13 protein-coding genes are annotated in these 13,099 nt (G+C 73.1%); 11 read left to right on the top strand and 2 right to left on the bottom strand.

Going from position 1 to position 13,099, the window contains the following annotated elements:
• Positions 1-82: 82 nt before the first annotated feature.
• The 5 genes from ACZ67Q_RS28135 to ilvD all read left to right on the top strand — a co-directional run bounded on the left by ACZ67Q_RS28135 (position 83) and on the right by ilvD (position 5,555).
• On the top strand, positions 83-1,015 hold the full coding sequence (locus tag ACZ67Q_RS28135; RefSeq protein ID WP_471187580.1) for a Ppx/GppA family phosphatase: 933 nt from the start codon (positions 83-85) through the stop codon (positions 1,013-1,015).
• Between the two features lie 565 nt (positions 1,016-1,580).
• On the top strand, positions 1,581-1,706 hold the full coding sequence (locus ACZ67Q_RS28130; protein ID WP_471187577.1) for a hypothetical protein: 126 nt from the start codon (positions 1,581-1,583) through the stop codon (positions 1,704-1,706).
• 360 nt (positions 1,707-2,066) lie between these two features.
• Positions 2,067-2,891, top strand: coding sequence for a sugar phosphate isomerase/epimerase family protein (locus ACZ67Q_RS28125; protein ID WP_471187574.1), 825 nt, complete (start codon positions 2,067-2,069; stop codon positions 2,889-2,891).
• A complete protein-coding gene (locus ACZ67Q_RS28120; protein ID WP_471187571.1) occupies positions 2,888-3,523 on the top strand; it encodes a TetR/AcrR family transcriptional regulator in 636 nt (211 codons plus the stop codon). Before ACZ67Q_RS28125 ends, ACZ67Q_RS28120 begins: the two co-directional genes overlap by 4 nt.
• A gap of 178 nt (positions 3,524-3,701) precedes the next feature.
• Positions 3,702-5,555: a dihydroxy-acid dehydratase gene (gene ilvD, locus ACZ67Q_RS28115; protein ID WP_471187568.1), complete on the top strand. Its 1,854-nt coding sequence runs from the start codon at positions 3,702-3,704 to the stop codon at positions 5,553-5,555.
• 232 nt (positions 5,556-5,787) lie between these two features.
• Here ilvD and ACZ67Q_RS28110 read toward each other — a convergent pair whose 3' ends face one another.
• Positions 5,788-7,959 carry a protein kinase domain-containing protein gene (locus ACZ67Q_RS28110; protein ID WP_471187565.1) on the bottom strand — a complete coding sequence of 724 codons (2,172 nt, stop codon included), beginning with the start codon at positions 7,957-7,959 and terminating at the stop codon, positions 5,788-5,790.
• A gap of 179 nt (positions 7,960-8,138) precedes the next feature.
• On the opposite strand from ACZ67Q_RS28110, the gene ACZ67Q_RS28105 reads away from it, so the two are divergent.
• The 6 genes from ACZ67Q_RS28105 (at position 8,139) to proC (ending at position 12,539) form a co-directional block, all read left to right on the top strand.
• Positions 8,139-8,450, top strand: coding sequence for an SH3 domain-containing protein (locus ACZ67Q_RS28105; protein ID WP_471187562.1), 312 nt, complete (start codon positions 8,139-8,141; stop codon positions 8,448-8,450).
• Positions 8,451-8,530: 80 nt separating this feature from the next.
• Positions 8,531-9,025: an EamA/RhaT family transporter gene (locus ACZ67Q_RS28100; protein WP_471187559.1), complete on the top strand. Its 495-nt coding sequence runs from the start codon at positions 8,531-8,533 to the stop codon at positions 9,023-9,025.
• A gap of 74 nt (positions 9,026-9,099) precedes the next feature.
• Complete coding sequence (locus ACZ67Q_RS28095; RefSeq protein WP_471187556.1) at positions 9,100-9,915, top strand: class I SAM-dependent methyltransferase; 816 nt, start codon at positions 9,100-9,102, stop codon at positions 9,913-9,915.
• A gap of 124 nt (positions 9,916-10,039) precedes the next feature.
• Complete coding sequence (locus ACZ67Q_RS28090) at positions 10,040-10,831, top strand: ABC transporter ATP-binding protein (protein ID WP_471187553.1); 792 nt, start codon at positions 10,040-10,042, stop codon at positions 10,829-10,831.
• Complete coding sequence (locus ACZ67Q_RS28085) at positions 10,828-11,604, top strand: ABC transporter permease (protein ID WP_471187550.1); 777 nt, start codon at positions 10,828-10,830, stop codon at positions 11,602-11,604. Before ACZ67Q_RS28090 ends, ACZ67Q_RS28085 begins: the two co-directional genes overlap by 4 nt.
• A 122-nt stretch (positions 11,605-11,726) precedes the next feature.
• Complete coding sequence (proC, locus tag ACZ67Q_RS28080) at positions 11,727-12,539, top strand: pyrroline-5-carboxylate reductase (protein WP_471187547.1); 813 nt, start codon at positions 11,727-11,729, stop codon at positions 12,537-12,539.
• 343 nt (positions 12,540-12,882) lie between these two features.
• Here proC and ACZ67Q_RS28075 read toward each other — a convergent pair.
• On the bottom strand, positions 12,883-13,099 hold a 217-nt coding region (locus ACZ67Q_RS28075; RefSeq protein ID WP_471187544.1), incomplete at its 5' end, for a hypothetical protein.

Genomic DNA, 13,099 nt, shown 5'->3' with positions numbered 1-13,099 from the left:
CGTCCAGGGTAAGTCGCCGAGTGCCCGTCCCGGCACCGCACGGGGGACCGAACACAGCACCGCTGGCAGTAGCGTTCCCTACATGAGACTCGGTGTCCTCGACGTGGGATCGAACACGGTGCATCTGCTGGTGGTGGACGCGCACCCCGGCGCACGCCCGCTGCCCGCGCACTCGCACAAGACGGAGCTGCGGCTCGCCCAACTCCTGGACGACGAGGGCTGCATAGGCGCCGAGGGCATCGACAAACTGATCGCCGTCGTCAAGGAGGCCCTCCAGGCCGCCGAGGACAAGGGCGTGGAGGATCTGCTGCCCTTCGCCACCTCCGCCGTCCGCGAGGCCGGCAACGCCGACGACGTCCTCGCGCGCGTGCAGGCCGAGACCGGCGTCGAGCTGCAGGTTCTCACCGGCGAGGAGGAGGCCCGGCTCACGTTCCTCGCCGTCCGCCGCTGGTTCGGCTGGTCCGCCGGGAAACTGCTCGTCCTCGACATCGGCGGCGGCTCCCTGGAGATCGCCTACGGCATGGACGAGGAACCGGACACGGCGGTCTCGCTGCCGCTGGGCGCCGGCCGTCTCACCGCCGGCTGGCTGCCCGGCGATCCGCCCGACCCCGAGGACGTTCGCGCCCTGCGCCGTCACGTCCGCGCGCAGATCGCCCGCACGGTCGGCGAATTCAGCCGCTTCGGCGCCCCGGACCACGTGGTCGCCACCTCCAAGACCTTCAAGCAGATGGCCCGCATCGCCGGCGCGGCGCGTTCCGCGGAGGGCCTGTACGCCCAGCGGGAGCTGAAGCGGGAGAGCCTGGAGGCATGGGTCCCCAAGCTCGCCGACATGACCGCCGCCCAGCGCGCCGAGCTCCCCGGCGTCTCCGAGGGCCGCGCGGGCCAGCTCCTCGCCGGCGCGCTGGTCGCCGAGGGCGCGATGGACCTGTTCGAGGTGGAGGCCCTGGAGGTCTGCCCGTGGGCCCTGCGCGAGGGAGTGATCCTCCGGCGCCTGGACCACATGGGCTCGGCGTAACCCTGGCACGGGGGTGCGGGGCGGTGCCGACGTACGGCTCCGGCGCGGGGGTGTGACTGTGCCGACCTGCGGGCTTCCTGCCCGGGGGTGCGGGGCTGTGCCGTGTCCGGCCCCGTGAATGGGGGCGCGGGGCGGTGTCGGCCTGCAGCCCCACCAGGCGGACGCACCCGCAGCCGGGTACGCCGCCCACGGCGACGGCACCCTGCCGCGGCCCGCAACGGCGTGCGGCGCCCCCCTGGCGGAGGGTGCGGGGCGGAGGGCGCGGGTGCCGCGCGACGGCGGGCGGGCGCGCCGTGGCGCGCGGAGCAACACTCACCGTGGCAGGGAGGGCGGGCGCCCGAGGCGCGGCCCGCAGCCGCCTGCGGCGCCCCCGGCGCGAGAGGGTGCGCTTGCCGCAGCGCGCAGCCACGCGTGGCACGCCCCACGATGGCGGTCGCGCGTGCCGTGGCCGCAGTTGCGTGCGGCGCTCACCCGACGACGGAGCGGGTGTCCTCGCCGCAGCGCGCAGCCGCGTGCGGCACCTCCCGGCGCGGGCGGGTGCCCCTGGTGCAGCACGCAGCCGCGCATGGCACGCCTTCCGGCGGCGGGCGGGCGCCCCTTCGGCGGCCCGCAGCCGGGTACGTCGCTCACCACGACGGCGTCCTGCCGCGCGGCCCGGGACCCGCAGCGGCGTGCGGACGCCCTCGTGTAGGCGGACGCCCTGTCGCAGCTCGCAACCGCGTGCGGCACGCCCCCCGGCGGTGGGCGGGCGTTCCCGTGGGGGCGCGCAGCCGTCTGCGGCGCTCCTCGCAACGACATAGGGGCCACCCCGTCCCAGCCCGCGGCCGCGCACGGCGCTCAGCGCAACGCGGCGCGCGGGCGCCCCCCGTCCCAGCCCGCGGCGACGCCCGGCGCTCGCCGCAGCGGCACAGGGGTGCCCCCGCCCGCGGCCGCGTCCGGCGCTCGCCGCAGCGGCATAAGGGGACCCCCGCCCGCAGCCGCGTATGGCAATGCCCACAACGGCGAATAGGGACCCCACGTCCTCACACCCGCACCCCGTAACCTGTCCCCCATGGCAGAGCCAGTCGTGCGGATCCCGGATGCGAAGGTCGCGCTGTCGACGGCCTCGGTGTATCCGGAGTCGACGGCCACGGCCTTCGAGATCGCCGCGCGCCTCGGTTACGACGGTGTCGAGGTCATGGTGTGGACCGACCCGGTCAGCCAGGACATCGAGGCGCTACGCAGACTCAGCGACTACCACCGCATCCCGATCCTCGCCGTACACGCCCCCTGCCTGCTGATCACGCAGCGTGTGTGGTCCACCGACCCGTGGACCAAGCTGCAGCGCGCCCAGGCGGCGGCCGAGAAGCTCGGCGCGAGCACGGTCGTCGTCCACCCGCCCTTCCGCTGGCAGCGCCAGTACGCCCGGGACTTCGTGGACGGCATCTGGCGCATGGCGAACGAGACGGACGTCCGGTTCGCCGTCGAGAACATGTACCCCTGGCGCTACCGCGACCGCGAGATGCTTGCGTACGCCCCCGACTGGGACGTCACGAAGGACGACTACCGCCACTTCACGATCGATCTCAGTCACACGGCGACCGCCCGCAGCGACGCGATCGAGATGATCGACCGCATGGGCGACCGTCTCGGCCACGTCCACCTCGCCGACGGTCGTGGCTCCGCCAAGGACGAGCACCTGGTGCCCGGCCGCGGCACGCAGCCCTGCGCGGAGGTGCTCGAGCGGCTCGCCGTGAGCGGCTTCGACGGCCATGTCGTCATCGAGGTCAACACCCGCCGCGCCATGTCCAGCGCGGAGCGCGAGGCCGACCTCGCCGAAGCCCTGGCCTTCACCCGCCTGCACCTGGCGTCCGCCGTGAAGGTGCCCCGGCGATGACCGAGCGCGAAGCCGCCCCCGCGACGGAGGCGGCCGCCGGTACCCGCCGCCGGGGACGCCCGCCCCGCACCGAGTCGGCCGGCACGCGTGACCGCATCCTGACCGCGGCCCGTGAGGAGTTCTCCGAGCGCGGCTTCGAGAAGACGTCCGTGCGCGGCATCGCCAAGGCCGCCGGTGTCGACTCGGCGCTCGTCCACCACTACTTCGGCACCAAGGAACAGATCTTCGAAGCGGCCATCGAGGTCGCGTTCGCACCGGCCCTGACGATGCGCGACGCGGCCCTGGCCGGCCCCCTCGCCGATGTCGGTGAGCGCATGACCCGGCTGCTCCTGGGCCTGTGGGAGAACCCGGCCACCCGGACACCGCTGCTCGCCATCGTCCGCTCGGCGGTGAACAACGAGACCGCGGCGGCCGCCCTGCGCCGCCTGGTCTCCGCGCAGCTGCTGCGCCGGGTGGCCGGGGAGCTGAAGACCGCGGACGCCGAGCTGCGCGCCGAGCTGGCGGCCGCGCAGCTGGTCGGTACGGTGATGCTGCGGTACGTGATCAAGGTGGAGCCGCTGGCGTCGGTGGACGTCGAACAGATCGTCGCCCGCCTCGCCCCGGTCGTACAGACACACCTGACGGGCACCTGACGGGCACTGAGGGGTGCCGACGAGCGGCTGAGGGGTGCCGACGAGCGGCTGAGGGGCGCTGAGGGGCGAGACGCCCGTCCCGCATTCCGGACACCCCGTCCCGGTCCCTGGATGACCGGCGTACGCTCGAGTGCAGTCAGAATTCTCTGACCGAAGGTCTTAGAAGGAGCGAGCGACGATGCCCGAGCTGAGGTCCCGCACAGTCACCCACGGCCGCAACATGGCGGGCGCCCGCGCCCTGATGCGCGCCTCCGGTGTACCGGGTGCGGACATCGGCCGGAAGCCCATCATCGCGGTCGCCAACAGCTTCACCGAGTTCGTCCCGGGTCACACGCACCTGGCGCCGGTCGGCCGGATCGTCAGCGAGGCGATCAAGGAGGCCGGTGGCATCCCGCGCGAGTTCAACACGATCGCCGTCGACGACGGCATCGCGATGGGCCACGGCGGCATGCTGTACTCCCTGCCCTCCCGCGACCTGATCGCGGACAGCGTGGAGTACATGGTCGAGGCGCACTGCGCCGACGCCCTGGTCTGCATCTCCAACTGCGACAAGATCACCCCGGGCATGCTGAACGCGGCCCTGCGGCTGAACATCCCCACGGTCTTCGTCTCCGGCGGTCCGATGGAGTCCGGCCGCGCCACGCTCGTCGACGGCACGGTCCGCACGCTCGACCTGGTCGACGCGATCTCCGACGCGGTGAACGACAAGATCTCGGACGAGGACATCCTCCGTATCGAGGAGAACGCCTGTCCGACCTGCGGTTCCTGTTCCGGCATGTTCACCGCCAACTCGATGAACTGCCTGACCGAGGCCATCGGCCTGTCCCTGCCGGGCAACGGCTCGGTCCTGGCCACCCACACCGCGCGCAAGCAGCTCTACGTCGACGCCGCGCGCACCGTGATGGACCTCGTCCACCGTTACTACGAGCAGGACGACGACTCGGCCCTGCCGCGCAACATCGCCACCTTCCAGGCGTTCGAGAACGCCATGGCCCTCGACATCGCCATGGGCGGCTCCACCAACACGATCCTGCACCTGCTGGCCGCCGCGCAGGAGGCCGGCGTGCCCTTCGGCCTGGAGCAGATCGACGCGGTCTCCCGCCGGGTGCCGTGCCTGGCGAAGGTCGCGCCGAACGTCGCCAAGGACCGCACGTACTACATGGAGGACGTGCACCGCGCCGGCGGCATCCCCGCCCTCCTCGGCGAGCTGCACCGCGCGGGCCTGCTGAACGAGGACGTGCACTCGGTGCACAGCCCGTCCCTGGCCGACTGGCTCAAGACGTGGGACGTGCGCGGCGGCTCCCCGTCGCCCGAGGCCGTCGAGCTGTGGCACGCGGCGCCCGGCTGCGTGCGCTCCGCCGAAGCCTTCTCCCAGTCCGAGCGCTGGGAGGCGCTGGACACCGACGCCGAGGGCGGCTGCATCCGCTCCGCCGAGCACGCCTACTCCAAGGACGGCGGCCTCGCGGTCCTCAGGGGCAACCTCGCCGTCGACGGCTGCGTGGTGAAGACGGCCGGCGTCGACGAGTCCATCTGGACCTTCGAGGGTCCGGCGGTCGTCTGCGAGTCGCAGGAGGAGGCCGTCCAGAAGATCCTCACCCAGCAGGTCAAGGAGGGCGACGTCGTCGTCATCCGCTACGAGGGTCCCAAGGGCGGCCCCGGCATGCAGGAGATGCTCTACCCGACCTCGTACCTGAAGGGCCGGGGGCTGGGCAAGGCGTGCGCGCTGGTCACCGACGGCCGCTTCTCCGGCGGCACGTCCGGCCTGTCGATCGGCCACGCCTCCCCGGAGGCGGCCTCGGGCGGCACCATCGCCCTCGTCGAGGACGGCGACCGTATCCGCATCGACATCCCGAACCGCTCCATCGAGCTGCTGGTCGACGATGCCGAACTGGCCCGCCGCGAGCAGGCCCTGGACGGCGCCTACCGCCCGAAGAACCGCGACCGGAAGGTCTCGGCGGCCCTGCGCGCCTACGCCGCGATGGCCACCAGCGCCGACAAGGGCGCGGTCCGGGACGTCTCCAAGCTGGGCTGACCGTCTCCCGGCCGACCGGCCGGTCCCTACGACGACGAAGGGCCGCTCCCCGAGGAGCGGCCCTGTCGCCTGCCCGGCCCGGGCGCGCGGCGGTCACCGCGGGTTCCGGGGGGCCTCCGGCTCCGTTCCGGGCAGGCGCTGTTGCCTCCGGCTCGGTGTCCCGGGGGCGCCGCTGCCTTCGGCGTCCAGTCCCGGCGGGTGAGGCTGCCTGCGCCCGGGTGCGCCCCCGTCGCTACCACGCGCCCGGTGTCCCCGCGGGCGCCGCGAACACCGTGCCGTCGGGGGCCGAGGCGTACACGCGGCCGTTGGTGATCACCGGTGTGGGCAGGCTCGCGGCGATGCGGTCCGTGCCGGTGCCCAGCCGGGCGCGGGTCTGGCCGACGAGGCTGCCCGTGCGGGCGTCGACGCCGAGGAGCCGCCCGTCGGCCGCCGTGACGTAGACATGGGCCCCGTCGGCGGCCGGCGCCGAGGCACGGCTCACGGATGTCTCCAGTGACCACAGCCGCCGGCGCGCGCTCATGTCCACGGCGTCCAGGGAGCCGCCGACCCCCATGAGGTAGACGACGTCCTCCCGCACGGTGGCCTGCACCCCCTGCCGGGCGACGGGCAGCGCGACCCGGCGCGTCGCCCCGGTCGCGGGGGAGTAGCGGACCACGGCCGCCGCCTCGCCGTAGGCCCGGTCGAGGGCGAGCAGGTAGACCGAGCCGTCCCGGGCGCCGACGAGGTCGAGCATCCCGCCCAGCCGGGTCTCCCAGCGCACGGCACCGGTGCGCGGGTCCACGGCGGTGAGGCGGGTGTGCTTCCCGTCGCCCGACACGCTCGCCGCGAACGCCAGGGTGTCTCCGGCGAACGACTCGAACGACGGCATGGCCTGCCCCGCGATCCGGTGGCTCCACACCGTGGCACCCGTCGCCGCGTCCAGGCCCGTCACCGTGCCGTGCGCACCGGTGAGCAGCAGCATGTCGCCGACGGCCCGGAACCCGGCGTACGCGGGCACGTCCTGCTGTCTGCGCACCTCACCGGAGGCCGGGTCGAGCGCCTCCAGTCGCCGTCCCTGGTCCTCAGGGGCGTAGACGAGCCCGCCCGCGACCACCGGTGGGCCACCGGTGCGCCCCCGCGCGGCGGGGCGCCGCCACAGCAGCCGGCCGTCCTCGGGGTCGAGCGCGAAGACCACGCCGGGCCGGGCGCACAGCAGCCGCCCGGCGCCCGGGGCGCACTCGGCGGCACCGCCGCTCCCCGCCACCGCTTCGGCCTCCCACCCGGCGAAGCCGTCTGGCGCGGACCGCGGCGCCGTACCGCCCGCCGCGGCACCGCCGGCGATCAGCGGTACGACGGCGAACGCACCGCCCGCGACCAGCGCCACCGCGCCCACGGCGACGGCGATCCGCCCGAGCCGACGCCCGCGCGCCCGCTCGCCCGCGCCCGCTGCTCCCGCCTGCCTGCCGTCCTGCGCCCCTGCGCCACCTCCCGCCGCCTCGCTGTCCGGGCTCTCCTTCGACGCGGACGGCGACGGACCGTCCCCGGTCCGCTGGGCCCCGGTCCGCTGGGCCGGTATGAACGCCTGCGTGTCGTACGAGGCCGCCACCGAGCGCAGCTCCCGCATCAGCTCGTCCGGTGTCGGCCGCTCCTCCGGCTCCTTGGCGAGACAACGTCCCACCAGCGCCGCGAGGTTCCCCGGCACGCCGGTCAGATCCGGTTCGTCGTGCACGACGGAGTAGGCGACGACGTACGGACTGTCGGAATCGAACGGGCCCCGCCCCGTCGCCGCGTGCACCATCACCGAACCCAGCGCGAAGACGTCGGCCGCGGACCCCACCTGCCGGGGCCTGCGGAACTGTTCCGGTGCCATGAACGGCGGTGTCCCGATCAACTTGCCGGTCTCGGTGCGCAGTTCGCTGTCCTTGGGCCGGGAGATGCCGAAGTCGATGACCTTCGGACCGTCCTCGGCGAGCAGAACGTTGCTCGGCTTCAGGTCCCGGTGCACCACCCCGACCCGGTGGATGTCGCGCAGCGCCTCCGCCAGCCCCGCCATCAGCCGGCGCAACTCCGCCGCCGGCATCGGGCCGTTGCGCTTGACGTGCTCGGACAGCGTCGGCCCGGGGATGAACAGGGTGGCCATCCAGGGCCGTTCGGCATCCGGATCGGCGTCGACGACGGGCGCGGTGAAGGCGCCGCTCACCCGGCGCGCGGCCACGATCTCCTGCCGGAACCGGCCCCGGAACTCCGGATCCCGGGCGAACTCGGCGTGCACGACCTTCACCGCGAGCCGCATGCCCGACGCGCTGCGGGCGAGGTGGACGACGCCCATGCCGCCCGAGCCCAGACGGGACTCCAGCAGATAGTGACCGGCGTATTCCGGAAGTTCCGCTTCCGCGCCCGCCCCGGTGTTCCTCTGTGGCGCCATGGAACCCCCCGTGCTCTTCGTCCGCGCGCGCGACGCACGGAGCCTAGTCGATGACTCGAACAAGACAGAGGCGGCTTGCTAGCGTTCGCGTGCGAGTCGCGCACAGCTGTTTCACCGCGCGACAAGAGGGAATCGACACGACCCCACATCTGACGTGGGGTGCAACGGGGGAGGTCATCATGTCGGTCGACCATGTCGACGAAACCGCAGGTGAGGCACTGCGGACCCAGGCCACGACGGCGCTGCGCTACTACGACGTGGCACCCGGCGTCCGGCTGAACGTGCGCAGCGGCCCCGGCACCGGCTACCCGATCGTCAAGATCCTGCCGGAGGGCATCAAGGTGCCGGTCTACTGCCAGACCCCGGGCACCTGGGTGTCCGGCTCCTACGGCACGACCAACATCTGGGACAACATCGGCAACGGCGAGTTCGTCTCCGACGCGTACGTGCACACGGGCAGCGACGGCTACATAGCCCCGCGCTGCGCCTGAGCGGCACCGGCCCCGGGGCGCGGCACCGGCGCGGCGCCGCGACTCGGGGCCGGTGCGCGCACAGCGCCATAATCGAGGGCGTGAGCGACGAGAACGGCACCCTGGACACCTCCACCGGCCCCCGGCCGGAACCCCTGCGTTTCTTCGGCACCACCTGGGTCGACCACGCGCACGGCTACGCCGCCCGCCGCCTCGGCGTCGCCGTCGGCTCTCTCGTCGCCGCGGCGGCCGCCTGCCTGGTGCTGCGCTTCGCCTACGAGGGGCTGGCGATCGCGGACACCGGCAGCTTCGTGACCGTGCTCGTCACCGCGATGTTCACGATCTGCAGCGCGCTCGCCTTCCGGCACACCTGGGACTCCTTCGGCAGGCGCCCCGACCCGGAACGGCACGCCAACCTGCGTGGCCTGCTCGCCATCGGCTTCGTCGGCTCGCTCCTCGCCTACTTCTTCCGCTCCCTGACCGAGGCCCCCGGCGAGAAGCTCCACCGCGCCGAGTACGAGGAAGCCCTCGACCAGCACCGACGTCGCTCCGCGAAGCGCTCGGGCAACCCCACCAAGAAGAAGCGGCGTTCCTAGGAGCCGCCGTGGGGGCGGGCGCGGTGAGCGAAAAACCGTCCGCTCCCCGCGACCGACCGGGCCACCATGGCCCCATGACCTCCACGTCGGAACCGTCCCGCGTCGCCCCACGGGAGCCCCGCGACCTCGCTCACCTCCACGCCGCCCGGGCCCACTCCTTCAACGCCGCCGCGGCCCAGTACGCCGCCCACCGCCCGTCGTACCCCGACACGCTGTTCGACGCCGTCCAGGACCTCGCCGGCCGCCCCCTGCGCGGCGCCCGCGTCGCCGACGTAGGCGCGGGCACCGGTATCGCGACCGGCCTTCTTGCCCGCCGTGGTGCCGACGTCCTCGCCGTGGAGCCGGGCGCGGGCATGGCGGCCGAGCTGCGCCGCAGCCTGCCCGAGGTGCGGCTCGTCCGCGGCGACGGCAACGCCCTGCCGCTCGCCGACGCCTCCATGGACCTCCTCACCTACGCCCAGTCCTGGCACTGGACCGACCCGGCCCGCGCGGTCCCGGAGGCCCGGCGCGTGCTGCGTCCGGGCGGCGCGCTGGCGCTGTGGTGGAACACCAGCGCCCTGGACGTGCCGTGGATCGCCGACCAGGCGGTCCGTATCGCCCGCCACTTCGACATCGAGGACGCCCATGTGAAGAAGGGCGCCTTCGACCCGGCCGCCGCCGACCCCACCGGCAGCCTCCGCTTCACGCACCGCCGGGTGCGCTGGAGCCGCCGCGTCCCCGTGGACACCCACCTCGCCAACATCGGCAGCCACTCCGTCTTCCTCGTCCACGGCGAGGCCGGCGCCCATGCCTTCCTCACCGCCGAGCGCGCCCGCCTGCTGACCGCCTTCCCGGACGGCGTGGTGGAGGAGGCGTACGACGTGGAACTGCTGGTGGCCCGCATCCCCTGACCCGACCCTCCCTCCGACACCGGCGACCCAGGCCCTCCTCGCCCCCCGCACCCGCCCTGCGCCCGCGAGGCCCGAGCCCCGCGGGCGCTTGACGCTGCCCCGCGCCCGGCGCAGTATTCACCACATGATGAATTACTCGTCCGGCGCGCCACCCACCCACACCCCGGCCGTTCACGCCACCGGACTCACCGCCGTCCGCGGCCACCGCACCGTCCTGCACGGCCTGGACTTCTCCGTCCCGCGCGGCCGCATCACCGGCCTGCTCGGCCCCTCCGGCTGCGGCAAATCCACGCTCCTGCGCGCGATCGTCGGCACCCAGGCCAAGGTCACCGGCACCCTCGAGGTCCTCGGCCGGCCCGCCGGCCACCCCGCCCTGCGCACCCGCATCGGCTACGTCACCCAGGCCCCGTCCGTCTACGACGACCTGTCGATCCGCCAGAACCTCGACTACTTCGCGGCCGTCCTCAACCCCGCACAAGCCACCCCCGACCGCCGCACCGACATCGACCGCGTCCTCGCCGACGTCGACCTCACCCACCACGCCGACGCCCTCGCAGGCAACCTCTCCGGCGGCCAGCGCAGCCGCGTCTCCCTCGCCGTCGCCCTGCTCGGCACCCCCAAGCTGCTCGTCCTCGACGAACCCACCGTCGGCCTCGACCCCGTCCTGCGCCGCGACCTGTGGAACCTCTTCCACACCCTCACCGACCGCGGCGCCACCCTCCTCGTCTCCTCCCATGTGATGGACGAGGCCGAGCGCTGCCACCGCCTGCTGCTCATGCGCGACGGCCGCATCCTCGCCGAGGACACCCCCGACGCCCTGCGCGAGCGCACCGGCGCCGACACCGTCGAGACCGCCTTCCTCCACCTGGTCGACCAGGCGACCGCCGCGGCCCGCGCCCAGGAGACCACCCGATGAACACCACCACGACCGCACCGGCCCCCACCCGCGCCCTGCACCCCGCGCGCACCGCCGCCACCGCCACCCGGGTCCTGCGCCAGCTCACCCACGACCCGCGCACCATCGCGCTGATGCTCCTCGTCCCCTGCGTGATGCTCTTCCTGCTGCGCTACGTCTTCGACGGCAGCCCGCACACCTTCGACACCATCGGCGCGTCCCTGCTCGGCATCTTCCCGCTGATCACGATGTTCCTGGTGACCTCCATCGCCACCCTGCGCGAACGCACCTCGGGCACCCTCGAACGTCTTCTCGCCCTGCCCCTCGGCAAAGGCGACCTGATCGCCGGCTACGCCCTCGCCTTCGGCGCCGTCGCGATCGTCCAGTCCGCGCTCGCGACCGCCCTCGCGCTGTGGGTCCTCGGCCTGGACGTCACCGGCAGCCCCTGGCTGCTCCTCCTGGTGGCCCTGCTCGACGCCCTCCTCGGCACGGCCCTCGGCCTCTTCGTCTCGGCCTTCGCGGCCTCGGAATTCCAGGCGGTCCAGTTCATGCCGGCCGTGATCTTCCCCCAGCTCCTCCTGTGCGGCCTGTTCACCCCGAGGTCCGACATGCACCCCGCCCTGGAAGCCCTCTCCGACGTCCTCCCCATGTCGTACGCCGTCGACGGCATGAACGAGGTCCTCCACCACACCGACATGACCGCCACCTTCGTCCGCGACGTCCTCATCGTGGCCGGCAGCGCCCTGCTCGTCCTCGCCCTCGGCGCGGCCACCCTCCGACGCCGTACGCCCTGACCCGCGGCAGACCGCCGAAGCGTCCCCTACGCCCGTTCCGCCCACCGGACACCGCGGGCCCGCCCCCGCCGCTGGTGCGAGGATGCCTTCAGGACGACGCACCCTTCGGAGGCATCCCAGCCATGACGCAGAAAGTCGCAGTGCTCGGCACCGGCAAGATCGGCGAGGCCCTGCTCAGCGGAATGATCCGCAGCGGCTGGACCCCGGCCGACCTCCTCGTCACGGCCCGCCGCCAGGAACGCGCCGACGAACTCCGCACCCGTTACGGCGTCACCCCGGTCACCAACGCCGAGGCCGCCAAGACCGCGGACACCCTGATCCTCACGGTCAAGCCGCAGGACATGGGCGCCCTCCTCGACGAACTCGCCCCCCACGTCCCCGCCGACCGCCTGGTCATCAGCGGCGCCGCGGGCATCACCACCGCGTTCCTCGAAGAGCGCCTCGCCGCCGGCACCCCCGTCGTACGCGTCATGACGAACACGCCCGCCCTCGTCGACGAGGCCATGTCCGTCATCTCCGCCGGCAGCCACGCCACCGAGGCGCACCTGGCCCACTCCGAGGAGATCTTCGGCGCCGTCGGCAAGACGCTCCGCGTCCCCGAGTCCCAGCAGGACGCCTGCACCGCGCTCTCCGGCTCCGGCCCGGCGTACTTCTTCTATCTCGTCGAAGCCATGACGGACGCGGGCATTCTGCTCGGCCTGCCCCGCGACAAGGCCCACGACCTGATCGTCCAGTCGGCGATCGGCGCCGCCACCATGCTCCGCGACAGCGGCGAGCACCCGGTCAAGCTCCGCGAGAACGTCACCTCTCCCGCCGGTACGACCATCAACGCCATCCGCGAGCTGGAGAACCACGGCGTACGGGCCGCCCTGATCGCCGCCCTCGAAGCCGCCCGTGACCGCAGCCGCGAGCTGGCCTCCGGCACCAAGGACTGAGCCCGCCCGCGGGCACGGCCGCAGGTCCGGAACGCCCGCCGGGGTGCGCCCCCGCCGCGAGTTGACACGCCCCGGTGGCGTCCGTAAGGTTCTTCGAGTTGTCCGACGTGAGAGCCGACTCCGGTCGGTCCCCGGACAGCCATTCCGCAAGTCCTACCAGCTACTCGACGGCCAGTCGTATGTCTGTGCTGCTGTCGTGTTGCCGGTGCGCGCATTTGCGAAATGAGGAATCCGCGTTCGAAAGGACGCAGGGCCCCGATTAGCTCGGGGGCCGGGAATCCGCTAAAGTCTCACTCGTCGGAACGGCCCAACAGCCGGGAAGGCAAACCCCGCTGACCGGGGATCAGACGCCGAAAGGATCTGATAGAGTCGGAACCGCCGGAAAGGGAAACGCGAGAGCGGAAACCTGGAAAGCACCGAGGAAATCGGGTCGAGAAAAGATCTGATAGAGTCGGAAACGCAAGGCCGAAGGGAAGCCCGGAGGAAAGCCCGAGAGGGTGAGTACAAAGGAAGCGACCGTTCCTTGAGAACTCAACAGCGTGCCAAAAGTCAACGCCAGA

The organism is Streptomyces sp. NPDC036813 (assembly GCF_055609245.1).
Note: the sequence above shows the minus strand (reverse complement) of the source record. Positions and strands in the feature narration are given on the sequence as shown.

Excerpts from the sequence above, each read along its gene's own strand:
- ACZ67Q_RS28135 (WP_471187580.1), top strand. The coding sequence starts at position 83 with ATGAGACTCGGTGTCCTCGACGTGGGATCGAACACGGTGCATCTGCTG.
- ACZ67Q_RS28130 (WP_471187577.1), top strand. The coding sequence starts at position 1,581 with ATGGCACGCCTTCCGGCGGCGGGCGGGCGCCCCTTCGGCGGCCCGCAG.
- ACZ67Q_RS28125 (WP_471187574.1), top strand. The coding sequence starts at position 2,067 with ATGGCAGAGCCAGTCGTGCGGATCCCGGATGCGAAGGTCGCGCTGTCG.
- ACZ67Q_RS28120 (WP_471187571.1), top strand. The coding sequence starts at position 2,888 with ATGACCGAGCGCGAAGCCGCCCCCGCGACGGAGGCGGCCGCCGGTACC.
- ilvD (WP_471187568.1), top strand. The coding sequence starts at position 3,702 with ATGCCCGAGCTGAGGTCCCGCACAGTCACCCACGGCCGCAACATGGCG.
- ACZ67Q_RS28110 (WP_471187565.1), bottom strand. The coding sequence starts at position 7,959 with ATGGCGCCACAGAGGAACACCGGGGCGGGCGCGGAAGCGGAACTTCCG.
- ACZ67Q_RS28105 (WP_471187562.1), top strand. The coding sequence starts at position 8,139 with ATGTCGGTCGACCATGTCGACGAAACCGCAGGTGAGGCACTGCGGACC.
- ACZ67Q_RS28095 (WP_471187556.1), top strand. The coding sequence starts at position 9,100 with ATGACCTCCACGTCGGAACCGTCCCGCGTCGCCCCACGGGAGCCCCGC.
- ACZ67Q_RS28090 (WP_471187553.1), top strand. The coding sequence starts at position 10,040 with ATGATGAATTACTCGTCCGGCGCGCCACCCACCCACACCCCGGCCGTT.
- ACZ67Q_RS28085 (WP_471187550.1), top strand. The coding sequence starts at position 10,828 with ATGAACACCACCACGACCGCACCGGCCCCCACCCGCGCCCTGCACCCC.
- proC (WP_471187547.1), top strand. The coding sequence starts at position 11,727 with ATGACGCAGAAAGTCGCAGTGCTCGGCACCGGCAAGATCGGCGAGGCC.